This is a genomic window from Kitasatospora sp. NPDC057965, from assembly GCF_042887135.1.
Lineage (GTDB): Bacteria > Actinomycetota > Actinomycetes > Streptomycetales > Streptomycetaceae > Kitasatospora.
In genome coordinates this window covers 85,459-108,718 of sequence record NZ_JBHVPZ010000014.1, presented here as the reverse complement: position 1 = coordinate 108,718, position 23,260 = coordinate 85,459, and the positions used below count along the sequence as shown (strand labels likewise).

At 74.1% G+C, this 23,260-nt stretch carries 26 protein-coding genes; 7 read left to right on the top strand and 19 right to left on the bottom strand.

The features are described from left to right. Positions 1 to 2: 2 nt before the first annotated feature. The 9 genes from ACFVVU_RS19725 to clpS all read right to left on the bottom strand — a co-directional run bounded on the left by ACFVVU_RS19725 (position 3) and on the right by clpS (position 6,172). Positions 3 to 749, bottom strand: coding sequence for an MBL fold metallo-hydrolase (locus ACFVVU_RS19725; protein ID WP_380686790.1), 747 nt, complete (start codon positions 747 to 749; stop codon positions 3 to 5). A 197-nt stretch (positions 750 to 946) separates the two neighbouring features. Beyond that, positions 947 to 1,138 (bottom strand): MerR family transcriptional regulator, encoded by a 192-nt coding sequence (locus tag ACFVVU_RS19720; protein WP_380686792.1) that lies wholly within the window; start codon positions 1,136 to 1,138, stop codon positions 947 to 949. 186 nt (positions 1,139 to 1,324) lie between these two features. Continuing rightward, positions 1,325 to 2,293, bottom strand: coding sequence for a PLP-dependent cysteine synthase family protein (locus tag ACFVVU_RS19715; RefSeq protein WP_380686794.1), 969 nt, complete (start codon positions 2,291 to 2,293; stop codon positions 1,325 to 1,327). Between the two features lie 85 nt (positions 2,294 to 2,378). Further along, positions 2,379 to 2,657, bottom strand: a complete 279-nt coding sequence (locus ACFVVU_RS19710) for a MoaD/ThiS family protein (RefSeq protein WP_355370657.1) — start codon at positions 2,655 to 2,657, stop codon at positions 2,379 to 2,381. A gap of 103 nt (positions 2,658 to 2,760) precedes the next feature. After that, positions 2,761 to 2,880 carry a putative leader peptide gene (locus ACFVVU_RS19705; RefSeq protein ID WP_310593142.1) on the bottom strand — a complete coding sequence of 40 codons (120 nt, stop codon included), beginning with the start codon at positions 2,878 to 2,880 and terminating at the stop codon, positions 2,761 to 2,763. A 151-nt stretch (positions 2,881 to 3,031) separates the two neighbouring features. Further along, positions 3,032 to 3,463, bottom strand: a complete 432-nt coding sequence (locus tag ACFVVU_RS19700) for a Mov34/MPN/PAD-1 family protein (protein ID WP_380683125.1) — start codon at positions 3,461 to 3,463, stop codon at positions 3,032 to 3,034. 54 nt (positions 3,464 to 3,517) lie between these two features. Then, complete coding sequence (locus ACFVVU_RS19695; RefSeq protein WP_380683126.1) at positions 3,518 to 4,975, bottom strand: amino acid permease; 1,458 nt, start codon at positions 4,973 to 4,975, stop codon at positions 3,518 to 3,520. Between the two features lie 230 nt (positions 4,976 to 5,205). Continuing rightward, positions 5,206 to 5,790 (bottom strand): DUF2017 domain-containing protein, encoded by a 585-nt coding sequence (locus tag ACFVVU_RS19690; RefSeq protein WP_380683127.1) that lies wholly within the window; start codon positions 5,788 to 5,790, stop codon positions 5,206 to 5,208. An 88-nt stretch (positions 5,791 to 5,878) separates the two neighbouring features. Beyond that, on the bottom strand, positions 5,879 to 6,172 hold the full coding sequence (clpS, locus tag ACFVVU_RS19685; protein WP_030308112.1) for an ATP-dependent Clp protease adapter ClpS: 294 nt from the start codon (positions 6,170 to 6,172) through the stop codon (positions 5,879 to 5,881). 200 nt (positions 6,173 to 6,372) lie between these two features. Between clpS and ACFVVU_RS19680 the strand changes: the two genes are divergently transcribed. Then, entirely contained in the window at positions 6,373 to 7,689 is a 1,317-nt protein-coding gene (locus ACFVVU_RS19680; protein WP_380683128.1) for a nicotinate phosphoribosyltransferase, read from the top strand. A 253-nt stretch (positions 7,690 to 7,942) separates the two neighbouring features. Beyond that, positions 7,943 to 8,533, top strand: a complete 591-nt coding sequence (locus tag ACFVVU_RS19675; RefSeq protein WP_380683129.1) for an isochorismatase family protein — start codon at positions 7,943 to 7,945, stop codon at positions 8,531 to 8,533. A 27-nt stretch (positions 8,534 to 8,560) separates the two neighbouring features. Here the strand turns inward: ACFVVU_RS19675 and ACFVVU_RS19670 are convergent, their stop codons facing one another. After that, complete coding sequence (locus tag ACFVVU_RS19670; RefSeq protein ID WP_380683130.1) at positions 8,561 to 9,589, bottom strand: hypothetical protein; 1,029 nt, start codon at positions 9,587 to 9,589, stop codon at positions 8,561 to 8,563. Positions 9,590 to 9,845: 256 nt separating this feature from the next. Between ACFVVU_RS19670 and ACFVVU_RS19665 the strand changes: the two genes are divergently transcribed. Together ACFVVU_RS19665 and ACFVVU_RS19660 are read left to right on the top strand one after the other, a co-directional pair. Then, on the top strand, positions 9,846 to 10,613 hold the full coding sequence (locus ACFVVU_RS19665; RefSeq protein ID WP_380683131.1) for a hypothetical protein: 768 nt from the start codon (positions 9,846 to 9,848) through the stop codon (positions 10,611 to 10,613). A 552-nt stretch (positions 10,614 to 11,165) separates the two neighbouring features. After that, positions 11,166 to 11,663, top strand: a complete 498-nt coding sequence (locus ACFVVU_RS19660; RefSeq protein ID WP_387791177.1) for an RNA polymerase sigma factor — start codon at positions 11,166 to 11,168, stop codon at positions 11,661 to 11,663. A 104-nt stretch (positions 11,664 to 11,767) separates the two neighbouring features. Here the strand turns inward: ACFVVU_RS19660 and ACFVVU_RS19655 are convergent, their stop codons facing one another. Then, positions 11,768 to 12,340, bottom strand: a complete 573-nt coding sequence (locus ACFVVU_RS19655) for a DinB family protein (protein WP_387791176.1) — start codon at positions 12,338 to 12,340, stop codon at positions 11,768 to 11,770. Beyond that, entirely contained in the window at positions 12,337 to 12,810 is a 474-nt protein-coding gene (locus tag ACFVVU_RS19650; RefSeq protein WP_387791175.1) for a winged helix-turn-helix transcriptional regulator, read from the bottom strand. The genes ACFVVU_RS19655 and ACFVVU_RS19650 overlap by 4 nt, the downstream gene beginning before the upstream one ends. A 124-nt stretch (positions 12,811 to 12,934) precedes the next feature. Between ACFVVU_RS19650 and ACFVVU_RS19645 the strand changes: the two genes are divergently transcribed. Both ACFVVU_RS19645 and ACFVVU_RS19640 read left to right on the top strand, forming a co-directional pair. Further along, a complete protein-coding gene (locus ACFVVU_RS19645) occupies positions 12,935 to 13,582 on the top strand; it encodes an NAD(P)-dependent oxidoreductase (protein ID WP_380683135.1) in 648 nt (215 codons plus the stop codon). 72 nt (positions 13,583 to 13,654) lie between these two features. Beyond that, on the top strand, positions 13,655 to 14,224 hold the full coding sequence (locus ACFVVU_RS19640; RefSeq protein WP_387791173.1) for a GNAT family N-acetyltransferase: 570 nt from the start codon (positions 13,655 to 13,657) through the stop codon (positions 14,222 to 14,224). On the opposite strand, the gene mycP is transcribed toward ACFVVU_RS19640, so the two are convergent. From mycP to ACFVVU_RS19610, 6 genes are all read right to left on the bottom strand, one after another. Next, a complete protein-coding gene (gene mycP, locus ACFVVU_RS19635) occupies positions 14,215 to 15,459 on the bottom strand; it encodes a type VII secretion-associated serine protease mycosin (protein ID WP_387791171.1) in 1,245 nt (414 codons plus the stop codon). The genes ACFVVU_RS19640 and mycP overlap by 10 nt on opposite strands. Positions 15,460 to 15,583: 124 nt before the next feature. Next, positions 15,584 to 17,134: a hypothetical protein gene (locus ACFVVU_RS19630; protein ID WP_387791169.1), complete on the bottom strand. Its 1,551-nt coding sequence runs from the start codon at positions 17,132 to 17,134 to the stop codon at positions 15,584 to 15,586. Further along, entirely contained in the window at positions 17,131 to 17,583 is a 453-nt protein-coding gene (locus ACFVVU_RS19625) for a hypothetical protein (protein ID WP_380683139.1), read from the bottom strand. Before ACFVVU_RS19625 ends, ACFVVU_RS19630 begins: the two co-directional genes overlap by 4 nt. 93 nt (positions 17,584 to 17,676) lie before the next feature. Continuing rightward, on the bottom strand, positions 17,677 to 18,396 hold the full coding sequence (locus tag ACFVVU_RS19620; RefSeq protein WP_387791168.1) for an endonuclease V: 720 nt from the start codon (positions 18,394 to 18,396) through the stop codon (positions 17,677 to 17,679). Between the two features lie 211 nt (positions 18,397 to 18,607). Next, entirely contained in the window at positions 18,608 to 19,339 is a 732-nt protein-coding gene (locus tag ACFVVU_RS19615) for an RDD family protein (protein WP_387791167.1), read from the bottom strand. A gap of 91 nt (positions 19,340 to 19,430) precedes the next feature. After that, positions 19,431 to 20,858 (bottom strand): RDD family protein, encoded by a 1,428-nt coding sequence (locus ACFVVU_RS19610; protein WP_387791165.1) that lies wholly within the window; start codon positions 20,856 to 20,858, stop codon positions 19,431 to 19,433. A gap of 403 nt (positions 20,859 to 21,261) precedes the next feature. On the opposite strand from ACFVVU_RS19610, the gene ACFVVU_RS19605 reads away from it, so the two are divergent. Next, complete coding sequence (locus ACFVVU_RS19605; protein ID WP_380292894.1) at positions 21,262 to 21,678, top strand: SsgA family sporulation/cell division regulator; 417 nt, start codon at positions 21,262 to 21,264, stop codon at positions 21,676 to 21,678. 146 nt (positions 21,679 to 21,824) lie between these two features. Here ACFVVU_RS19605 and ACFVVU_RS19600 read toward each other — a convergent pair whose 3' ends face one another. Further along, positions 21,825 to 23,225, bottom strand: coding sequence for a glycosyltransferase 87 family protein (locus ACFVVU_RS19600; RefSeq protein ID WP_387791163.1), 1,401 nt, complete (start codon positions 23,223 to 23,225; stop codon positions 21,825 to 21,827). Positions 23,226 to 23,260 lie beyond the last annotated feature (35 nt).

The following is a 23,260-nucleotide window of genomic DNA, read 5'->3' as shown; positions in this document are numbered from 1 at the left end:
GGTCAGAGCTCGTAGACGGCGCCGGGCCGGGCGATGTCGACCGGTCCGGAGAAGGCCGCCGCCGCGTCCCGCCGGTTCAGCTCGGCGTCCGTCCACGGCGGGATGTGGGTGAGGACGAGCCGGCGGGCGTCGGCCGCGGTGGCGTGCTCGCCGGCCTCGCGGCCGTTGAGGTGGACGGCCCGGTAGGTGTCACGGCCGTCCAGGTAGGCGGCCTCGCACAGGAAGAGGTCGGTGTCCCGGGCGAGCTCGACGAGTTCGGCGCTCTCGCCGGTGTCGCCGGAGTAGACGAGGCTGCGGCCGGCGTGTTCGAGCCGGAAGGCGAAGGCGTCGACGGGGTGGTTGACCTGGGCGACGCCGATCCGGAACGGGCCGAGGTCGAAGCGGCCGGGGGTGAGGGTGCGGAACTCGAACACCTCCTTCATCCCGGGGTTCTCCGGCATGTCGTAGGCGCGGGCCATCCGGGCGGCGGTGCCGGCCGGGCCGTAGACGGGCATCGGATCCGGACAGCCCTCGGCCCGGTAGTTGCGGGCGACCCAGTAGGCGCACAGGTCGATGCAGTGGTCGGCGTGCAGGTGGCTGAGCAGCACGGCGTCGACGTCGTAGATCGAGACGTACTTCTGCAGGGCGCCGAGCGCCCCGTTGCCGAGGTCGAGCACGACGCGGTAGCCGTCGGCCTCCACCAGGTAGCTGGAGCACGGCGAGTCGGCCGACGGGAAGCTCCCCGAGCACCCCACCACGGTCAGTTTCATCCGAGCCCCTCCGCCCCGACACGTCCTGGCTGCCGCTGGTCATGACAGCGGGCCGGGAATGCCGGCCGGAGGCGCTGCCCTGCGCGTGTTGTCGAGGGTAAGGGCGGAGCGGCACTTTGCCCCCGTCTCCGTGCCGTGCTGTGGCTGGAATCACCAGAACGCCGGGGAGCCGGGGGCGGGGGCGCCGCGGTGGCGCGTCAGCGGTGGCCGGGGCGCCGGCGGGCCCAGCCGCGGATGGTGTCGGGGTACCACCGGGGGTGCCCGCCGGCGTCGACCAGATCCGGTTCGGGCAGCAGGCGGTGCCGCCGGTAGGTGCGCACGGTCTCGGGCCGGACGTTGATGTGGCGGGCGATCTCGGTGTACGACCACAGGTCGGTGCTGCGGCTCACGGGTCACCTCCGCTGGTGCGTGGCGGGACGTTCGTGAACAGCCTTTCCGGGCGCCGGGCCGACCCCGGTCCCGGAGCGGGGACCGTGGTCGAACCGTGACGAACCGGAAGCAGGATGCGGACAAAACCCGGTGGTCGCGGCCGGGGCCGCGGACCGGTCAGGCCCGGCGCCGGCCCCGCGGACCGGTCAGGCCCAGAGCTGGCCCTGCAGCGCCTCGACGGCGGCCTCGGTGGACTCGGCGGTGTAGATGCCGGTGGACAGGTACTTCCAGCCGCCGTCGGCGACCACGAAGACGACGTCGGCGCGCTCGCCGGCCTGGGCGGCCTTGCGGCCCACCCCGATCGCCGCGTGCAGGATCGCCCCGGTGGAGACGCCGGCGAAGATGCCCTCCTGCTGGAGGAGTTCGCGGGTGCGCCGGACGGCGTCGGCGGAGCCGACCGAGAAGCGGGTGGTGAGCACCTCGGCGTCGTACAGCTCGGGGACAAAGCCCTCGTCGAGGTTGCGCAGGCCGTAGACGAGGTCGTCGTAGCGCGGCTCGGCGGCGACGATCCGCACCCCGGGGACCTTCTCGCGCAGGTAGCGGCCGACGCCCATGAGGGTGCCGGTGGTGCCCAGGCCGGCCACGAAGTGGGTGACGGTGGGCAGGTCGGCGAGGATCTCGGGGCCGGTGCCGGTGTAGTGGGCGCCGGCGTTGTCGGGGTTGCCGTACTGGTAGAGCATGACCCAGTCGGGGTGCTCGGCGGCGGTCTCCTTGGCGATCCGCACGGCGGTGTTGGAGCCGCCGGCGGCGGGCGAGGAGATGATCTCGGCGCCCCACATGCGCAGCAGCTCGCGCCGCTCCTCGCTGGTGTTCTCCGGCATCACGCAGACCATCCGGTAGCCCTTGAGCTTGGCCGCCATGGCCAGCGAGATACCGGTGTTGCCGCTGGTGGGTTCGAGGATGGTGCAGCCGGGGGTGAGCCGGCCGTCGGCCTCGGCGCGCTCGATCATGTGCAGCGCCGGGCGGTCCTTGATGGAGCCGGTGGGGTTGCGGTCCTCCAGCTTGGCCCAGAGGGTGACCAGGCCCTCGCTGTTGCCGGGCACCGCGGCGGACAGCCGGGGCAGGCGGACCAGCGGGGTGTTGCCGACGGCTTCGAGCGGGCTGTCGTAACGCAAGGGGTCCTCCGGCGGGCGGCGGTGGGGTTCGGTACGGACGGCCCGCCCCGTCCCGGGCGGTGCGCGGGACGGGGCGGGCTGGTGGTCAGCGGGCGCCGCCGGCCACGGCGGGCAGGATGGTGACGCTGTCGCCGTCGGCGACGGCGGTGGAGATGCCCTCCAGGAAGCGGACGTCCTCGTCGTTCAGGTAGACGTTGACGAAGCGGCGCAGCTCGCCGCCGTCCAGCAGGCGGGCGGCGATGCCCGGGTGGCGGGCGTCGAGGTCGGTGAAGAGTTCCCCGAGGTTGCTGCCGGTGCCTTCGACGGCCTTGGCGCCGTCGGTGTAGGTGCGGAGGATGGTCGGGATGCGGACCTCGATGGCCATGGGTGCGCTCCTGTGCGAGTCGTGAGGTGGGTGGGCCGCAGCGGGCGCGGCAGGGCGTTGCGGCCCGGGGCGGTGGTCTCCGCGGGCGGGCCGGACGGGCGGCTCAGCGCGAGCGCGCCGGCGTACCGGGACAGATCGCGCCGGCGTGCCGGCACAGGTCGATGTGCAGGCGCGCCACGAGGCGGGTGCCCGGGGCCTGAGTGCTCACATCGACGGAACGCATGGGCTCATCGTATAGATTCCCGGGCCCGCTCCTCCATGCCCGTCTCGGGATGCGGATGAGTTCGTCCCTCATGCCGGGACGGGCCCGAAAACGGCAACGGCCCGCCGACCGCTCGCGGGCGGTCGGCGGGCCTCGCCCAGGTGGGTGCGGGTCAGGCCGGATAGGCCTCGACGACCTGGACGTCTTCCTCCGTGATCACGCCGTCCACGATGCGGAACGAGCGGAACTGGTACGGGTCCTCGGCACCGTTTCCCTCGGCGGTCGAGACCAGGACGTAGTGGGCGTTCGGCTCGGAGGCGTAGCTCACGTCGGTGCGGGAGGGGTACGCCTCGGTGGCGGTGTGCGAGTGGTAGACGATCACCGGCTCCTCGTCCCGGTCGTCCATCTCCCGGTAGAGCTTGAGCAGGTCACCCGAGTCGAACTCGTAGAAGGTGGGCGAGCGGGCGGCGTTGAGCATCGGGATGAACCGCTCGGGGCGGCCGCTGCCCTCCGGCCCGGCGACCACGCCGCAGGCCTCGTCCGGATGGTCGGCGCGGGCGTGGGCGACGATCGCGTCGCGCAGTTCTCGGGTGATGGTCAGCATGGCGCCAGGATAGCCACGCCCCGGCGGCGGACCGCCGGGGCGTCCGAGGCTCGGTCAGCGGGCCCCGGTGCCGCCGTCGCCCGGCACGTGCAGGTGGTCGTGGGCGACCGCGTGCACCGCGGCGGGGGTGCGGCGCCGCAGCCCGCGGTAGCCGGCGACCAGCAGCACGGCCCAGACCGGGAAGACGTACAGCGAGATCCGGTTGGAGGCGTCCAGGGCGATCAGCACGACCACCATCACCAGGAAGGCGAGCGCGGCCCAGCTGCTCCAGACGCCGCCGGGGGCCTTGAAGCTGGGCGGCGGCAGGTGGCCGCCCTTCCAGGCCCGGCGGTAGCGGATCTGGCAGATCAGGATCATCGCCCAGGTCCACAGGCCGCAGACGGTGGCGACCGAGGTGATGTACTCGAACGCCTTGGCCGGGACGAGGTAGTTGAGCACCACGCCGAGGCCCATCAGCAGCGCGGAGGCGGTGATCGCGGCGGCCGGGCTGCGGTGGCCGTTGAGCCGGGTGAGCTGCCCGGGGGCCTGGCCGCGCAGGGCGAGGTCGCGCAGCATCCGGCCGGTGGAGTACATGCCGGAGTTGCAGGAGGAGAGCGCGGCGGTGAGCACCACGAAGTTGATGATGCCGGCCGCGGCGGGGATGCCGATCTTGCCGAAGGTGGCGACGAACGGGCTGACGCCGGGCTGGAACTCGGTCCACGGCACCAGCGACAGGATGATGACCAGGGCGCCGATGTAGAACAGCGCGATCCGCCAGGGCAGGGTGTTGATGGCGCGTGGCAGGGTCTTCTTCGGGTTCTCGCTCTCCCCCGCGGTGACGCCGACGAGTTCGACGCCCAGGTAGGCGAACATGACGATCTGCAGGGTCATCACGGTGGCGCCGATGCCCTTGGGGAAGAAGCCGCCGTCCTGCCAGAGGTGGGTGATCGACGCGGTGTCGCCGGCGTCGCTGAACCCGAGGGTGAGCACCCCGATGCCGATCAGGATCATGCCGATGATCGCGGTGACCTTGACCATGGAGAACCAGAACTCGATCTCGCCGAAGATCTTCACCGAGATCAGGTTGGCCCCGTAGAGCAGCACCAGGAAGCAGAGCGCGCAGAGCCACTGCGGGATCCCGGGTGCCCAGAACTTCACGTAGACGGCCGCGGCGGTGGTTTCCGCCATGCCCGTGACAACCCAGAAGAGCCAGTACGTCCAGCCCGTCACGTAGCCGGCGAAGGGGCCGAGGAACTCCCGCGCGTACTCGGCGAAGCTGCCGGCCACCGGGCGGTAGGTGAGCAGTTCGCCGAGCGCCCGCATGATCGCGAAGATCACCACGCCGGCGATCGCGTAGGACAGGATCAGGCTGGGGCCGGACTTCGAGATCGCGGTGCCCGCGCCGAGGAACAGGCCGGTGCCGATGGCGCCGCCGATCGCGATCATCTGGATCTGGCGGCTGCCCAGACCCCGGTGGTAGCCCTCTTCGTCCGGTCGGGCGTCGACGACCTCGTCGTAGAGCTGTTCGGCCATGCTGCACCGTCCTGGATGGGATGTCGCGGGTGGCACTCGCGGGGGTGGGGCAGCAGTCGTACCACGCACGATCCGGATACCGGTGTCCATCTGAGCGATATTTGAGCATGACTCGATAGGTTTTCGCCCGTTTTGCACGGAAAAGCCCCGGCCACCCGTCCAGCATGCGGACGAGTGGCCGGGGCTTGCCCGAACGGGTGGGACGCGCCCTCGGGGGCGCCTCCCGGGCGTCAGTCGGCGACCGCCTCCAGCAGCGACTCCTGCAGCGCGCCGAGCCACAGGTAGGCCATCACCAGCGGCTTGCGGTCGTCGGCGTCCGGCAGGTCGTACAGGCCCTGCTCGTCGTCCTCGGTGACCTCCAGCCGCACACCCAGGGCCAGCCGCAGGTCGTTGAGCGCGCCCAGCCAGCGCAGGCACGCGGGGGCGTCCAGGCTGACCAGGCCCCCCTCGCCGCCCAGGCCGTCCAGCGCCCGGACGACGTGCAGCGCGTCGTCCCGCTTGCGGGCCCGCAGGTCCAGCTCGGTGTAGCGGCGGAACTCCCCGGAGGCCTCGGCGGACCGCGGGTCGGCCGGCCCGTCCGGATCCCCGTAGGCATCCGGGAAGAGCCGGGCCAGCGCCGGATCGTCGGGCGCCTCGGTCGGCCCCTCGGCGAACAGCGCCGCCAGCGGGTCGCCGGCCCCGTCCCCGTCGCCGCCCGGGCCGGGGCCGATCAGCTCCAGCATCTGCACTTCCAGCGAGCGCAGGATGGAGGCCTCCAGCTCGTCCAGCGCGAGCACCGCGCCCCCGGCGCCGGCACTCTCGAACAACCCAGCCATCGGTATCGGTCAGCCCGTCCTCGTCGGTTCCAGTGGTCCGCGTCCGCACGGCCACCGGTACGGCCGGTCGTGCGGTCGGGTCGTGCGGTCAGTCGTGCTGCAGGGTCGCCCAGAGGCCGTAGCCGTGCATCGCCTGCACGTCGCGCTCCATCTCCTCGCGCGAGCCGCTGGAGACCACCGCCCGGCCCTTGGTGTGCACCTCCATCATCAGCTTCCGGGCCTTGTCCTTCGGATAGCCGAAGTAGGCCTGGAAGACGTACTGGACGTAGCTCATCAGGTTGACCGGATCGTTGTGGACGATGGTGACCCACGGGGTGTCCGGCTCCGTCACCGGTACGCCCTCGACCTCCGGGCGCTCGATCTCCACGGGCGCGACACTCACCGCCGGATCCCTCCTGCCGCTCAGTTCGGTTCCCGGGTGGCTCCCACCCGGCCGTCACGTGGCTTCCACGTGCCCCTCCTGCCCCATGCTGCCATCCGGGGGACCGGCGGGCGATTCCGCCCCGGGGGCGCGACGCGCTGGAAGGATCTCCGCGCCGAGAAATCGTCACATTGACGCTAAGGGGTAGTAGCATCATCCGCATGGACGCCACTCCCGTGCCCGCGGCCGGCTCGACCGCGCTGCTCACCGATCGCTACGAGCTCACCATGCTGCAGGCCGCCCTGCGCAGCGGGGCCGCGCACCGCCGCTCCGTCTTCGAGGTGTTCACCCGCCGCCTGCCCGCCGGCCGGCGCTACGGCGTGCTGGCCGGCACCGGCCGGGTCCTGGACGCGGTGGAGAACTTCCGCTTCACCTCCGCCCAGCTGGACTGGCTCGCCGACCAGCGGGTCGTCGACGAGGACACCCTGCGCTTCCTCGCCGACTACCGGTTCACCGGTGACATCCACGGCTACCCCGAGGGCGAGGTCTACTTCCCCGGCTCGCCGCTGCTGACCGTCGAGGGCAGCTTCGCCGAGGCGGTGATCCTGGAGACGGTGATCCTCTCGATCCTCAACTACGACTCGGCGATCGCCGCCGCGGCCTCCCGGATGACCTCCGCGGCCGGCGGGCGCCCGGTGATCGAGATGGGCGCCCGGCGCGCGCACGAGCGGGCCGCCGTCGCCGCCGCCCGCGCCGCGTACGTGGCCGGCTTCGCCGCCACCTCCGACCTGGAGGCCGGCTTCACCTACGGCATCCCGACCACCGGGACCGCCGCGCACGCCTTCACCCTCGTCCACGACAGCGAGCGGGACGCCTTCCGGGCGCAGATCGACTCGATGGGCCGGGGCACCACCCTGCTGGTCGACACCTTCGACCTGCGCGAGGCCGTGCACACCGCGGTCGAGGTGGCCGGCGCCGAGCTGGGCGCCGTCCGGATCGACTCCGGCGACCTCACGCTGCTCGCCCACCGGGTCCGCCGCCAGCTCGACGAGCTCGGCGCCACCGGCACCCGGATCATCGTCACCTCCGACCTCGACGAGTACGCGATCGCCGCGCTGGCCGCCGCCCCGGTGGACGGCTACGGCGTGGGCACCAGCCTGGTCACCGGCAGCGGGCAGCCGACCTGCGCGATGGTCTACAAGCTGGTCGCCCGCGCCGCCGGGCCGGACGGCCCGCTGGTCCCGGTCGCCAAGCGCGCGGCCGGCGGCAAGACCAGCATCGGCGGGCGCAAGTGGGCGGCCCGCCGGCCGGACGCGGACGGCATCGCGGAGGCCGAGGTGGTCGGCACCGGCCCCGTCCCGGACGCCCTGGCGCCGCACCTGGTGCAGGTGCCGCTGATCAAGGCCGGCGAGGTGGTCGGCCGGGAGACCCTGGAGGCCGCGCGCGAGCGGCACGTCCGGGCCCGCGCGGCCCTGCCGCTGTCGGCCACCCAGCTCTCCAAGGGCGACCCGGTGCTGGCGACCGAACTGCACGTGTGACGCCCGCCCCGCGGGCGCTTGCCGGGCGGGCGGGCGGCGCCCGTAGGAGCTCCCGGGCCGCCGCCCGGCGGCCCGGGGACGCTTCGTGGACGCTCCGTGGACGGCGGAAGGTCCGGACCGGGCCCGGGCCTTCCGCCCCCGGATGCCACTGCCTACAGTCGAACGTAGAGTTCCCCCGTACGGACCGTGAGGCCCCCTCACGTCCCCGCCACCAGTCCTCCGCAGGACCCCACCGGACCGAGGAATGCCAGCCATGCACCGGGCACTGATCGTCGTCGACGTGCAGAACGACTTCTGCGAGGGCGGCAGCCTGGCCGTCGCCGGCGGGGCCGAGGTGGCCGCCGCGATCACCGACCTCATCGCCGAGTCCTCGCCCGGCTACCGGCACATCCTCGCCACCCGCGACAACCACATCGACCCGGGCGACCACTTCTCCGACGAGCCCGACTACGTGCACAGCTGGCCGGCGCACTGCGTGGCGGGCACCGAGGGGGTCGGCTTCCACCCCAACTTCGCCCCGTCCGTCACCTCCGGCGCGATCGAGGCGGTCTTCGACAAGGGCGCCTACGCGGCGGCGTACAGCGGCTTCGAGGGCGTGGACGAGAACAGCCGCGGACCGGCCGAGTGGCTGCGCGAGCGGCAGGTCACCGAGGTGGACGTGGTCGGCCTGGCCACCGACCACTGCGTCAGGGCCACCGCGCTGGACGCGGTGCGGGCCGGGTTCACCACCCGGGTGCTGCTCGACCTGACCGCCGGCGTGGCCGCGCCCACCACCGCCGCCGCGCTGGACGAGCTGCGGGCGGCCGGGGTGGAGCTGGTCGGCACGCCGGTCGTCGGGGGCTGAGCCCCGCTCCGGCGGCCGGCCGGGCGGTCAGTGCTCGGTGACCGTCAGCTCCACCACGTCGGTGCCGCCCTGGCGGAACGCCTCGCGCAGCTCGGCGCCGACCGCGTCCGGATCCTCGGCCAGCCGCGCGGCGCAGACGTACACCACCCGCACCCCCAGGTACTCCATCCGGTCCCGGCCGCCGCGCACCCAGGCCGCCTCGCCCTCGCCGAGGCGGCGCGCCTCCGAGTCGACCTCGACCGCGACGCCCGCCTCCGGCCAGTAGAGGTCCGGAACGGCGACGTACGTGCCGCCGCGCATCCGCAGCTCCGGGCCGGTCAGCGGGGCGGGCAGCAGCCACTCGTCGGCCAGCTCGCCGACGAGCACCAGCACCCGGTCCCGCTCGGCGGCCAGCAGACCGTCCAGCACCGCCCGCACCAGCGGGTCGGCGACCAGCCCGCACTCCGCCAGCTCGGCGGCCAGCTCCTGCACCGGGCAGCGCAGCTCGGGCCGGCGCACGGCCTCGTGGAGCACCTCCCGGACCGGCACCGGCCGGCCCGCTCCCCCGCCGGGTCGCTCGCCGGACATCCACTCGCCCAGCGCGTCGGCGACCGCCCGGGCCACCGGCGCGCAGGCCAGCCCGTGCACCGAGCGCGCCACCAACTCCCGCCCGGTGCGCCGGATCCGCACCTCACCGGCGTCCTTCAGCCGCCGCTGGCGGGGCACCAGCACGTCCACCCCGGTCAGGGCGGGCAGCCGGGGCACCGCGGCGAAGCCGTACAGCGCGAGCGCGGCCGCACCGGTGATCGCCGCCCCCTCGCGGCGCCCCTCCTCCCGGCCGTTCTGCGCCGCGTACAGCAGCGCCGCCCACATCCGCTGCTCCGGCGAGGGGTCGCCGGACTGCAGCAGGTAGACCCGGGGCAGCAGCCGCCGCCAGGGGCCGCCGCGGCGGCAGTGCTCGCTGATGATCCGGGCCGGCACACCCCGGGCGCGCAGCTGGCCGGCGGTGAGGACGTTCTGCTGACGGCGCGCCAGTTCCTCCAGGGACGGCGGCGGCATGGGAATCCGGTAGTTCATGCCGACACCATCCCCAACGCCCGGGAGCGAGTCCCGGCCGCCTGACGCACTGTTACTCAACCGTCGCGAAACCGGGATCAGGCTGCACTAAAGTCCTCATACCCTCACCCATTCGGAGGAATGGGTGATCATCTGGTTGTCATACTCGATCATCATCGATCAGCCACCAGGCCGTCTGACCCTGCGTGATCAAGCACATACGGCGAAGTCACCTCCGGGCGTCACTCCAGCCCGCCGGATTGCCTACCCTTAGTACATGTCACGTGACGAGACCGCCGGCCTCCGCGCGGCCCAGCTCCGGCTCGGACGCCTGCCCGGATACGTCCGCCGGCCGGACCCGGCCCGCCGTAGCGGCGCACAGGGCCATACCTACAAGAAGGGCTGGGAGGTCCGCTTCACCGCGCGCAGCGAAGCGGAGATAGCGGAGATCCGCGACCTCGTGGTCGCCGCCGGATTCGCCCCCGCCCGCCCCTTCTTCAAGGGCCACCAGCTGATCCAGCCCGTCTACGGGATGGCAGCCGTCCAGGCCTACCTGGCGGCTAGACAGGCGGCCGAGGAACACGCGGCGCGCACCGCCGACGGGCGGGCCCGGCGGGGCGCCGGAGCCGCCCGGCTGCGGGCCGCCGCCAAGGCCGCGCGCGAGGCCGTCCACGAAGCCGCCCAGGAAGCCGTCCACGAGGTGGCGCACGACGCGGCCCACGAGGAACAGGAGGCCCAACAGGCCCAGCAGACCCACGAGATCCAGCAGACCCAGCAGACCCAGCAGGTCCGGCCGGACGCCGGGCGCGCGGACGTGGAGCACGCGACCGCCGAGCACGGGGCCGCGGACGCCCGGGGCCGGGAGCACGAGCGGGAGCGACTGACCGCCGCCACGGAAGCGGCCGGGACCGCAGGGGCCGCGGCTGCGGCGGCCGCGCGGCTCGCCCGCCGCCGGGCGGTCGAGGCGTTCCCCGCCCAGCTCGCCCGGGGCGCCGCACCGGACGACCGCGTCGGCTCGGCCGAGGGCCGCCGCAGCACCACCTGACCGTTCGTCAACTTCTAACTCGTACACGGCGATCCACCGTCGAAGGGCCGGGCACGCGGGATGCGTGCGACGGGGCCGGCCCATCACCCCACCCCCCTCCCGGGGCCACCGGAGCCAGGCCCGCGCGCGGCATCGCCGCAGCCCGGAGCGGTCCGGCACGGCCCGGCCGACGCGTGAACGGTGGTGCGCCCGGTGGTGCGGGCGCGGCTTCGCGCCGCAGACGTGGACGAGAGCCTCCGGACCGCCTACGGTGGCACATCACACCCTCTGCGATGTCGCACCGACCGGCCGCCGCCACCGGCCGCTCCACCCCGCTGACCGGCCACGACGGCTCCGCACCCACGCCTCTGACACCACTGCGCACCACTCCCCGCCCGTCCGCCACCGCCGCACCGCCCGCCGGCCTCCACCCGGCCACCGCCGGAACCGGCCGCGCGGCGGCGCCTTCCGGGCAATCCAGCCGATTGGTAACCGAGCGCACCGAGCGCCTACCGTAGAGTGAGCACAGATGATCGACCGTCAGAAGCCCATCTCACTTGCCGAGAAGCCGAGATGACCCAACGTCATGACAGCACCGCCGAGCCGCCCCAGGGGCCCGGCGAACCCGCCGTACCGCTGGAGTTCGCGGCGTTCTGCGAGCTGCACCGACCGCGGTACCTCAGCTATGCCCGGGTCTGGCTGCCCGACCCGGACCGCGCGGCCGGCGCCGTCCAGCAGGCCTTCGCCGAAATCGCGGTCCAGTGGCGCGAGTTGCTGGGGAGTTCCAACCCCACCGCGCACGCCTGGCAGATCCTGCGCGACACCGTCGGCGACCACACCCGGCGGAGCGGCCGGCCCGCCGACCGCCCCGACGCCGAGGAGCGCGTCCAGGAGCGCGCCGCGGACCGTCCGGCGGACCGCCCCGGCCGGCCCGCCGACGACGACCTCGCCATCCTGCACTACGTCGTCGGCCTCGCCGCGCCGGAGATCGCGGACGTCATCGGCACCGACACCGCCAGCGTGGCCGGCCGGCTCCGCCGCACCATGCTCCGCGAGGCCTCCGGCTGGTGAGCCCCGGAGCGGGACGACCGTGAGCCGGAACCACCCTCACCGGCTCCGTCGCCGCCGCTCGGGCCCGCCTGGGGCCGCCCGGGGCCGCGTGCGGTCAGGCCCGCTCAGACCCGCTCGCCCGTGACGTCGTACAGGTGGTGGACCGGATCGTGGATCAGGTAGCGGGAGAACGACTCCACCGTGAAGCGCGCCCCGTCGCTGCGGTTGCCGGTGCGCCCCCACTGCGCGCCCGTCACCCCCTCGAACGCCCCCGCCAGCACCTCCGCGGCCCGCACCAGTTCCTCCGCCACCGCGTCCGGCCGCTGCTCGCCGTACCGCTCGGCGACGGCCGTCCCGTCCTGGTCCCAGTTGGCGAACAGCGGGTCGTCCTGGTCCAGCATCAGGTTCAGCCGGACGTGGAACAGCCGGAAGACGTCCCGGACGTGGCACGCGTATTCGAGGTCCGACCAGGTCTCCGGACGCGGACGGCGGCGCAGCGCCTCCGGCTCACCGGCCAGCACCCCCGCCCAGCCCGCCGCGTTGGCCCGGATCATCCCGGCCACCCGCTCCCGGCCGACCGCGCCGGCGTCCAGCCCGCAGTCCGGGCAGGGGCGCTCCAGCACCCACGTCCAGTCCTTGGTGTCGGGCACGATCGCGTCGTCGCCGGTCAGGCCGCTGTTGTCCTCGGAAGTGGTCATGGCCCCAGGATGGCCGCGCCCTGACCGCCCCCACCAGCGGCGTCAGCGCCAGCGGTCGCCGAAATCCTGCCAGCCCCGCCGCCCTCCGCGACCTCAACGGCCTCGGCGGCCTCGCGCGCGGCGAGCAGTTCGGACAGGTTGGCGCGGCTCCAGTCGCACACCGCGTCCATCGGCCCCAGCAGCGTCCGGCCGAGCGGCGTCAACGCGTACTCGACCCGAGGCGGGTTCTCCGCGTACTCCGTCCGGCTGACAACGCCGTCGTACTCCATTGACCGCAGCGACTCGGCCAGCACCTTCGCCGTGATTCCCACCAGCGGCACCCGCAGCTCCGAGAACCGGCGCGGGCCGCCCTCCAGGCAGCGCACGATCTTCCACGCCCACTTCCGGCTCCCCAGCACGGGAACCCGCCGCACCGGGCAGTCCGGGTCGAAGAAGTCCGGCGGCAGCGGTGCGGGCACGGTCCGAGTCATGCCCCGAAGGTAACCGAACGGGTGTGCCCGCCGGTACCGTTGAAGTAACCGGCACCCCCCGTTCTACCGTCACGGCGTCGGCGGGCGGCGATCAGCGCCCCCGCCCGGACGGACGGAGACCGCCGTGAACCCCACCACCGATGTCATCGTGTTCGGCGCAGGAGGCCAGGTCGGCCGCGCCGTGGTCGCCGAGGCCCGCCGGCGCGGACTGACCGTCACCGCCGCCGTCCGCACCCCCGAACGGCACGCCGATCTGGCCGGCCCGGGGGTCACCCTCGCCGCCTGCGACGTCACCGACCCCGACGCCGTCGCCGACGCCGCCCGTGGCCACGCCGGCGCCGTCAGCACCGTCCACACCCCCGACGTCCCCTCCGTCGACTTCTACCCCGCCGCCATCCGCGCCCTGGTCGCCGGCCTCGGCACCGCGGGCGTCCGCCGGCTCGTCCACGTCGGCATCGCCACCACCCTGGAGACCGCCCCCGGCGTCGCCCTGCACGACGACCCCGGCTTCCCCGCGGCCCACCGCGCCTTCTCCCTCGGCCACGCCGCCGCCCTCGACCTGCTCCGGGACTCCCCCACCACCTTCGACTGGGTCGTCGTCACCCCGCCCCTCGACCTCGACCGCACCGCCCCCGGCACCGGCCGCTACCGGACCGGCGGGCCGCAGGTCCTCGGCGAGCGAATCGCCCAGGCCGACCTCGCCGCCGCCGTCACCGACCAGCTCACCGGCCCGGACCCGCGCCACCGCGAGCAGATCGCCGTCGCCGAGTGACACCTCGGCGGTGACCCTCCGGGCCGGCGAATTCACTGGCGGAGCAGATCGTTCCGGTCCACCCTGGCCACCATGCCGACCTTCGACCCCGGCGCACTCGCGCACAAGCCGACCCTGCCCGGAGCCACCGTCACCCTCGTCCCGCTGAGCGCCCGGCACACCGACCCGATGTGGCGGTTCACCTCCGACGAGGAGACCAACCGCCTCACCGGGACCCGCCGGGCCTTCACCCACGACGAGATCCGCGACTGGTGCACCACCCGCCCCGACCGGCCCGACCGACTCGACCTCGCCGTCGAGGACCGCGCCACCGGCCGCTTCCTCGGCGAACTCGCCCTCAACGACCTCGACCCCGACAGCGCCTCGGCCGGGTACCGGATCGCCCTCACCCCCGACAGCACCGGCCGCGGCGCCGGTACCGAGGCCACCCTGCTGCTCCTTCGCCACGCCTTCGCGACCGTCCGCCTCCACCGCGTCCACCTGGAGGTCTTCGCCTACAACCCGCGCGCCGCCCGCGCCTACGAGAAGGCCGGTTTCCAGCACGAGGGCCGCGCCCGCCAGGCGCACCACTGGGCCGGCGAGTACCACGACGTCCTGCGGATGGCCGCGCTACGCCCCGAGTGGCTCGCCGCTCACCCCTGATAGGGCGGCCACTGCTGCTGCGGCGGATACCCCTGGTACGCCGCCGCAGCGGCGGCGGCAGCCTCCCGCTCCCGCCGACGACGCCCCCGCACCACCAGCAGCACCGTCGCCACGACCCCCAGCAGCACCACTCCCGCGAGCCCGGCCGTGCCGATCAGCACCCACTTCACGCCGCTGTTCTCCTGGTTCGCCGGCACCGTCACCGGCGGCGGGGACTGCCACTCCTCCTCGGCCGGCGGCACGGTCGGAGCAGCCTGCGCTTCCGCCCGTCCGGCCAGCGGGTTGTCCCGCGGCCCCCCGTCCACCGCCGGGTTCGCCTCCAACGCCTTCGCCGGCGACAGCACCCCGTACCCGTACCGCGCATTCGGCACCGCCGAGCCGTCGGCGGGCGGTGCGGCGCTCTTGATCATCCGGTTGATGACCTGCCCGGCGGAGAGCTCCGGGTACTTCGCCCGGATCAGCGCGGCGGTGGCGGAGACGTAGGCGGTGGCGCCCGAAGTGCCGTTGCCCATGCCGTACCCGTTCGTGGCCTTGGCAGTCGCGTGGGGAACCTCCGCACCCGGCGCCACCAGGGTGGTCTCGGGGCCTGAGCTCGACTTGCTCCAGATCAGCCCGTTCTGGTCCACCGCGCCGACCGCCACGACCCCGGGAAAGGCGGCCGGGTACTCCACGGCACCCCCCTTGTCGCCCTTGTTGCCCACACCCGCGACCAGGACCACATCCTTGTCCCTCGCGTACTTGACCGCCGCACGCTCGTCCGGGTCGGCCCCGGAAGGCCCTGCGATGGACATGTTGATGACCTTCGCACCGTGATCAACGGCATAGCGGATCGCCTTGGCAGTCTCCGACCGATCCGAGAGTGATTCCCCGTCCAAGGTGATCCGGATGGGAAGGATCTTGGCCTGGGGTGCCAGACCCTTGATGCCGGCCCCGGAGCCATGGCCGTGGCCAGCGATGAGGCTCGCCATTCCGGTACCGTGGCCGTCATTGTCCACCGTGCCGTCTGTGTTGTCCCCAGTGAAATCCGCACCGGCTAGCACTTGCCCCGTCAGATCCTGATGCTCCTTCAAGACGCCACTGTCAATGACGGCGACCGTGACACCCTCCCCCTTCGATACAGGCCAGATCGCGGTCTCTGCTTGGTACGTCGCAAGCGGCCACTGCGCATCGCGCACGTTGTCGGCGCAGGCCGGACCAGCGCTCACGGTCGCCAGCAGTCCGCCCGCCACCAGCACGGCCGCCCCGCGACTCAGACGCCAGTTCCTCAACTCCCGCCACCCCACTCAGCGCAGAGGTTGCCCTGTGGCTGCTGCGGCCACAGGGCAACCGATCGATCGGCCCGGGCCCGAAGGCCGGGCGTCATTCCACCACGTTCGGATTGACCGGGTCGTCCGACATCCAGGTCTCCTCGTCCTCGACGAGGTAGTCAGGACGACGCTTCCTCTTCTCGTCGTCCTTCCTGCCGCGCTCGGCGCCGCCGAGCGGCACCATGGGCGCCTGTGTCAGCGAGCTGCCCGCACCCGCACCGGCCTCCGCCCGGATCCTCCCGCGCGCTCCCACGCCTGAGCCGCCCTCGGTGAAAGCCTGCTTGCCGCTACCGCTCCTGCCGGAGTGGTCCCCCACGCCGACCACCGTGCCGCCGGCTCGACCGGCCGTGCCCTCGACGGCCCCCCTGCCCCGGGTCGAACCCGCGCCGCCGGTGCTCCCGCCGCCACTCACGCCCGGCATGCCCTCGGCGCCGAAGATCGCACCGCTGCGTCCGGCTCCGGTCCGACCCGGCGCCCCTTCACGGCCACTGCGCAGGGCCTCGGGGCCGACCTGCCGGTTCTGCTCGGGGACCGGCCCCTGCCCCTGCCTTACGGCAGCGCCGAAGGGCTGCGGGATCCCGCTCGGGTTGGGTGCCCCTCCCCCATGGCCACTCTGCGGCGCGACGGGCTGTGCAACGGGGCTGTGGGGCAGGGACTGGCTTCCACCGTTCCCCGGCGAACCGAGGATCGACGTGCCGCCTCCGCCGGAGGGCGACTGCCCACCGGACGCCGCCGGCGCCGGCAGGGCGCCTGTGCCATCCACAACGGTCCCGGCGCCGAATTTCGCCGGCGTGGCTTTGGGCGACGGCCTAGCGACCCCTCCCTTGACGCCAGGGTCGGAGGGAGCTGGCGGTGCCTTCGAGAACGACGGGCTTGTCCCCTGCGGGTTCGAGCGGACAGCGCCGCCGGTCCGAGGATCCGCTACCGCTCCCTCACGCGAGCGGACCACGGGCGCTGCACCCGCACCGGCGTTGCCGATACTGGCGCCGCTGAGGAAGCCGCCCACGGCTCCGTAGCCGCCGGCGCCCGCGCCATCCTCCGCGAGGTCCCTGTCGTCGGCCTGAATGGCGCCCGGGCGCCCCGGCGGAGGCGGGGGAGGCGGCGGAGGCTTAAGCATCGGGGTGGCCGTCCGGTAGTGCATGGCGAGCGTCTGCAGGACGGTGGCGGCCTCGGCCTTCTTCTGGCTGGCGACGGCGGTGCGGGAGTCCTCGTCGTCGGCGCCGAAGAGGGAGGAGACGGTGTCGCCGACGCCGTCCTTGAACTGCTCCCAGCCGCTGGGCTCCTCGGGCATGTCACGCTTGGCCTTGTCGATGGCCTCGGAGATCGCCTTGAGGGTGATCGCCGCGTCGTTGGCGTAGGACGCGGTGGTGTTGATGGTGGTGGCGAGCTGGAGCATGCGGGCGTGGAAGGCGTCGCTGGTGCTGCCTTCCCAGGAGGTGGCGGCCTCGGTGCTGGCACGGGTGAGGGTCGCGCGGATGGCCTTGAGGGTGTCGGCGGCGCGGCGCCAGGGGTCGGCGGCGGACATCACCTCGCCGGGGTTGAGGGCCTGGACCATCCGGCGGAGTTCCGCGTGGCTGTACTTGCTGAAGTCGGTGTAGCTCACCGGACGCCCTTCCCGTCGTCGTGCTGGGCCGGGGCGACGGTCCAGGCGTAGGCGGCGGTGCTGGTGGCGGACGGGTTGGCCACCGACCAGCCGTCGTCCCCGAGTTTCAGCTTCTTCTTCGTCCGGTGTTCCTGCTCCTCATAGTTGGTCGCGGTCAGTTCGGCCTTCTTCTGGGCCTCGTCGACGGCTTCCTGGAGCTGGTTGAGGACGTCGCGCAGGCCGTCACGCATGGTCTGGTAGCGGCCGTGCAGCTCGGTGGCCTCCGCGAAGGTGCCGAGCGCGCTGGAGCCGATGCCGCTGCGGCCGTGCGTCGCGGTGCCGTCGGCATGGCGCTGGAACTCGTGGAGCAGCAGCCGCACTTGGGCCGCGAAGGCGCGCAGCTGCTCGACCTCGACGCGGTAGCCGCGCCCCGCCCCGCCGGTCGATCCCGTTCCGTTCCCCGTTGCCACGTGCGGCGCCTCCCCCGTGCGTCCGGCCGGTGTGTCGTTGACGGTTCTGGTGAGTGAGTCATGTCTAACACACGGGCCGCCCCTGGTGGGCCGTCAGTTCACGTCCGGTGTCCGGCTCGCCGCGGCGAGGGCGCGGCGGCAGAGCGAGTCGGCGTGCCGGGTGGTCTCGGGGAGGCGGTAGCGGGGGGTGAGGGCGAGGGTGGTCTCGACGGCCTCGGCAAGGCCGATGCGGTGGCCGACGGAGACGAACACGGGTTTGACACCGGGCCTGGTGCGCAGGGCGCGGCCGACCTCCTCGCCGGTGGCCGGGTCGGTGAGCGGGGTCGAGTCGCCGCGGGCGGGGCCGGGGTCACGGTGGTCGAAGGTGAACGGGGTCTTGGCGACGCCGAGGGTGCGCAGGCCGGTGAGGACGCCGAGGTGGCTGGCGAGGCCGAGGCGGCGCGGGTGGGCGAGGCCGTAGCCGTCGCAGACGACGGTGCCGGGGCGGTGGGTGAGGGCGGCGAGGGCGTCGAGGACGGCGGGGAGTTCGCGGAAGGCGAGCAGGCCGGGGATGTAGGGGAAGGCGATGCGTCCGGTGGCGGTGGTCTCCTCGACGACGGCGAGGGTGGCGCGGTCGAGGACCACGGCCGCCGCGACGACGAGGTCGTGGGCGTCGTCGTAGGCGACGTCGACACCGGCGATCAACCGGTCGTCACCGGCGCCGTCCACGCCGTCCACGCCGTCCGCGCCGTCCGGGAGGACGAGCGGGCGCAGGCGTTCCTGTTCGGCGAGCGCCTCGGCCTCGGTGGTGGGCCAGTCGGCAGGGATGGGCACGGCGGTTCCCCCTGGTGCGGTGCGGTGCGCGGAGCGGTGGCGCGGTCGGGCCCACCGTATCGAGCGGGGCCGACGGCCCCGGGGGCGAGTCCGCGAGCCCGCACGCCCTCCGCGCGCCCCGTACGCGGCCGACCGGCGCGCGGAGGCACCGCACGCCGGTCGGCGGACGCGAGAGACGGAACCGAGGGGCGGCCCCGGCCGGGCCGACGGCTCAGGCGGTGGAGACCACCACGGTCTTCGCGGCCTTGTCGTGGATGCACTGCCGGTAGGGCTTGTCGAAGACGCCGAACAGGCCGTCGACGAGCCACCAGAGCGCGGCGCAGCAGAGCACGGCGGGCAGGATGAAGACCGCCGCCCTGGTCCAGGCGGCCGCCTGGGTCGGGGAGTTGCCGTCGACGAGCATGGCCACCCGGACCTTCATGGCCTTCTTGCCGAGGGTCTGCCCGTCCCGGCTGAGCATCAGGCCCTCGTAGACGAAGTAGATCGCGCAGGCGACCCAGAAGGCGCCGGCCGAGGCCGAGCGGTCGGCGTGGCCGGCGAACGGCAGGACCAGGACGAGGGCGACGGCCTGCACCAGGACGTAGTCGATCAGCCGGGCGAGGATCCGGTTGGGCCAGCTGCCGAGCGGGGGCATTCCGGGGACGGGTCCGGGGCCGTGACCGGGCGCGCCGTACCCGGCGGGGCCGTAACCGGGCGGGGGCTGGTCGTACGGCGACTGCCCGTAGGGGTTCTGTCCGTAGGGCGGGCCTGCGGGAGCGCCCCCGTAGGTGCCGCCGTACGCGCCGGGGCCCCCGCTCGGTGGCGGGCCGTCCGGGGGCGGGGTGCCGTACGGGTCCGACGGCGTACCTTCCGGCGTGCCGCCGCCCGACTGCGGGGGCTGCTTGCCGAAGGAGGGCTTGCCGCCCCCCTCCGGCTCGGGGCCTGAGGGGTCGTAGGTGCTCATGCCCCGAGTAGAACATCACGCATTGTATGAATTTGGGATATTGACACCGTTTTGTCAGACAACACCACGCAGGTGGGAGGCCGGTGGAACCTCAGCGCCGGACGACCCGGGTGCGGGCCGCCCGGTCGTGCCAGCCGCGCCGGGCCGGCCGGTCGAACAGCGGCCAGAACAGGCCGGCCACCAGCAGCATCGAGACCTGCCGGACCAGCCAGCGGACCAGGGAGCGGCCGAGCCCTGGGCGGGCCGGGGCGGCGGCCCCCGGCGTGCGGGCCACCGCGATCACCCGGATCCGGGCGAGCCGCTTGCCGAAGGTCTGGCCGGTGCCCGCGGTCGGCAGGACTTCGTAGAGCAGGCCGACGAACAGCAGGATGCCGAGCAGGACGGCGGCCTTGCCGAGCACCGTGCCGTCGACCAGCCAGACGTCGACCTGGCGGTGGGCGAGGCGGCTGGCCATCCGCGCCCGGTCCAGCTTGCGCTGGAGGTGGGCCTCGACCGAGCGGCCGAGCGGGACGCCCGCGGCGACGGCGACCACGGCCAGTACGGCGGTGTCGACCAGCCGGGCGACCAGGCGGCGGCCGAGCCCGGCGGGACGTGGCGCCGCCGCCCCGGCACGGCGGCGCGGGGCGGGGGACGGGGACGGCGACGGGGACGGGCGGACGGGGGCGGCGGGACGGACGGCCGGGGGCGCGGACGGGGCGGGTTCGGCCTTCTCCACGACCTCCTGCGCGGCCTCCAGCACCACGAGCGGCGGATCCGGCGCGGGTGCCGGGACGGGTGCCGGTGCCACCACCGGGGTCGGCTCCGGCACCGGCGCCGGGGCGGGGACGGGCAACGGATCGGCCTGCTCGGGAACGCCCGCCCGCTCCGGGACGGGCAGCACCTCAACAGGCAGCGCCTCAACAGGCAGCGCCTCCACGGGCGGCGCTTCGACGGGCGGCTGCTCCACCTCCTCCGGCAACACCCCCCAGGACACCCAGCGCGACGCGCCGCCCGCCTCCATCGGCCCGTGCTGCGCCCGGTGATCCACCTGCCACCCGGCCGGCTCCGCCCCCACCCCGGCCTCCGGCCCCGACGAGGGCCCCGGCCCCGGCTCCGCGACGGGCGCCCGCTCCCCACCGCGGCGGAACACCGGCCCGTTCTCCGGCACCACGAAGGTGAACGACGCCCCGCCCCCCGTCTGGTCCAGGTACACCGGCCCGCTGTCCCCGCCGGACGACGGCCGCCGAGCCTCCCCCGCGGCACCCCCCTCGGGCTCCCCCGCCGGTTCGGCGGCCACCGGTGGCGGCACGTACCGCCTCGTCCCGGCCCGGCCGGCCACCGCCGGCCCCGGCGGACGGGTCGCGTACCGGGGCGGTTCGAGCACCTCGCCCTCGGCCGGGGCGGGCCGGCTGGTGCCGGGCACCCAGGCGGAGCCGCCCCAGTAGCGGACGAAGCCGGGGATGGAGGGGTCGGGGTAGTAGCCCGGCGCGGGGCCGGCGGCCGTGTCCGTGCTGCCGCCGGCGAGGGGCCGGTCCGTCATGGGGGCTCGCTTTCCTGGCAGGCCGATGCGGCTCGCCCGGCGAGGGGGTGCGCGACGGTGGCACGGGCGACCCGGGTGGCTCCGCCGTCGGCGCGAGGGGTGCCGCCGAGGAGGCGGACAGTCGCCGGGCAGTCACAAAGGGTAGTGCCTCGGCGGGCGGGCGGAGCGAAGTTGGCCATTCACCGGACAGGCCGGGGCCGCCCACGGTAAGGAAGACGGCGCGCACGCCCGACCGCGCGCCCACCGCCCAGCGTTCACCACTCCCCACACCACCGCCGACGGATCTCCGCGAAAGAATCCCGAGAAAACCCGGAAACCCGTGTAAGAGCGCTCCCGGGCCGCGCTCTCCAAGGTCACAGGGCCCGGAAACGGGCACCAACCGCAGGCAGAGAGGAACCCGATCATGGAGCGCCCGACGAGCGTGGTCGAGCACGAGCTGGAGCTCAACCTGGTGCTCTCCCCCGAGCACAGCGTCCCCGTCCCGGCCCGGCTGTCCTACGGGAGCCACGACCCCTACGCCGTGCACATCACCTTCCACCTGGACACCGGCTCGCCGGTGACCTGGGTGTTCGCCCGTGAGCTGCTGGTGGAGGGCACCTTCCGGCCCTGCGGCCAGGGTGACGTGCGGATCTGGCCGACCCGCTCGGGCCGGCGCAGCGTGCTCTGCCTGGCGCTGAGCTCGCCGGCCGGGGACGCGCTGCTGGAGGCACCGCTGCCGGCGGTGGCCGCCTGGCTGGAGCGGGCGCACCGGCTGGTGCCGCCGGGCAGCGAGATGGCCGCGCTGGACATGGACGGCTCGCTGGCCGCGCTGCTCGCGTGAGGCGCGCGAGCAGCGCGGGGCAAGCAGGGCGCACGGGGTACGCGAGCAGCGCGGGGCAAGCAGGGCGCACGGGGTACGCGAGCAGCGCGGGGCAAGCAGGGCGCACGGGGCGCACGAGCCGCCCCGGCCACGGCGGGCCGGCCGATTCAGCGGGCCGCGGGGGCCTGCTGACGCTCGCGCGCGGAGTCCGGCCGTTCGCCGTCGCGCTGCCCGGGCAGCGCCGCCGCCGGCACACCGGCCGCCAGGCGCCGGGCGCGCACGCGTAGCGCGGCGGCCAGCAGGAAGGCGATCCCGACGAGCGGATAGACCGAGGTCGGGATCTGGCGGAGCGGCGACAGCTCCAGCACCTTCGCGCCCTGCGGCTTGGCGAGCCACATCGCGAAGGACAGGAAGGCGACCAGCGTGGCCCCGAAGGCGGCCCGCCAGCGGATCTTCCGGACGGCGGCCGGACGGGCCCGTTCGACCGCCGCCTCGCAGGCGAGCAGCACGAGCAGCGGCACGCACCAGACCCAGTGGTGGGTCCAGCTGATCGGCGAGATCAGCACGGCGGTGACGGCGGCGCAGCAGACGCCCCAGGCCTCGGAGCGCGACAGCCAGCGCGAGCTGCGGGCGGCCCAGACGGCGACGCCGAGGCCGGCCACCGCGACGACGACGGCGGCCAGGGTGGCGGCGGTGCCGGGGTCGGCGGTGTGCAGCAGCCGGGCGACGGCGCCGCTGAGCGCCTGGTTGTCGACGATCTCGGTCTTGCCGACCCGGGAGGAGTCGTAGAGGTACTTGGTCCAGAAACCCCAGGTGGCGTCCGGCAGGACGAGCGCGCCGAGCAGGAAGGTGCCGAGGAAGGTCGCGCCGGCCACGAACGCGGCCCGTACGCGGCCGGTGAGCAGCAGGTAGACCGCGAACAGGCCGGGGGTGAGCTTGATGCCGGCGGCGATGCCGATCGCGACGCCCTTGCTGCGGCGCCCGTCGGGGCGGGTGAGGTCCCAGAGGATGAGGCAGGCCAGCGCGAGGTTGATCTGGCCGTAGCGCAGCGTGGTGTAGACGGGTTCGAGCCAGACGCCGACGCCGGTGACCAGGATCACGCCGATCGCCCGCAGGTCCCGGCGCGGCCAGCCGACCAGCTTGAACGACAGGTGGGTGAGCAGCGCGAGCAGTCCGAGGTTGCAGAGCGTGACCGCGACCCGTAGGAACGGGATCGGGAACCAGGTCGTCGGCACGAACAGCATCGCGGCGAACGGCGGGTAGGTGGCGGGCAGGTCCCACTGCGTGACGCGCAGTCCGTAGAGGTCCTCGCCGTTGGCGACGGCGGCGCCCTCGGCCCGGTAGACGATCATGTCCACCATCGAGGTGTGCGCGAAGTGCCGGACCACCGCGTAGCCGAGCAGGGAGAACAACGCGACCGCGGAGGCGGCCAGCAGCGGCCGACGCGGGGCCTCGCGCAGGGCACGCAGGGGCGCGCCGAGAGCGGTGCGCAGCCGGTCCGACGGAGGGGCGGGTGCCCGGTCCGGTGCGGTGCGTACCGCGCCGCGCTCGTCTTGCACCGCTGTCACTCTTCGCTCCGTCCGCCGGTCGGCCAACCAGCGAC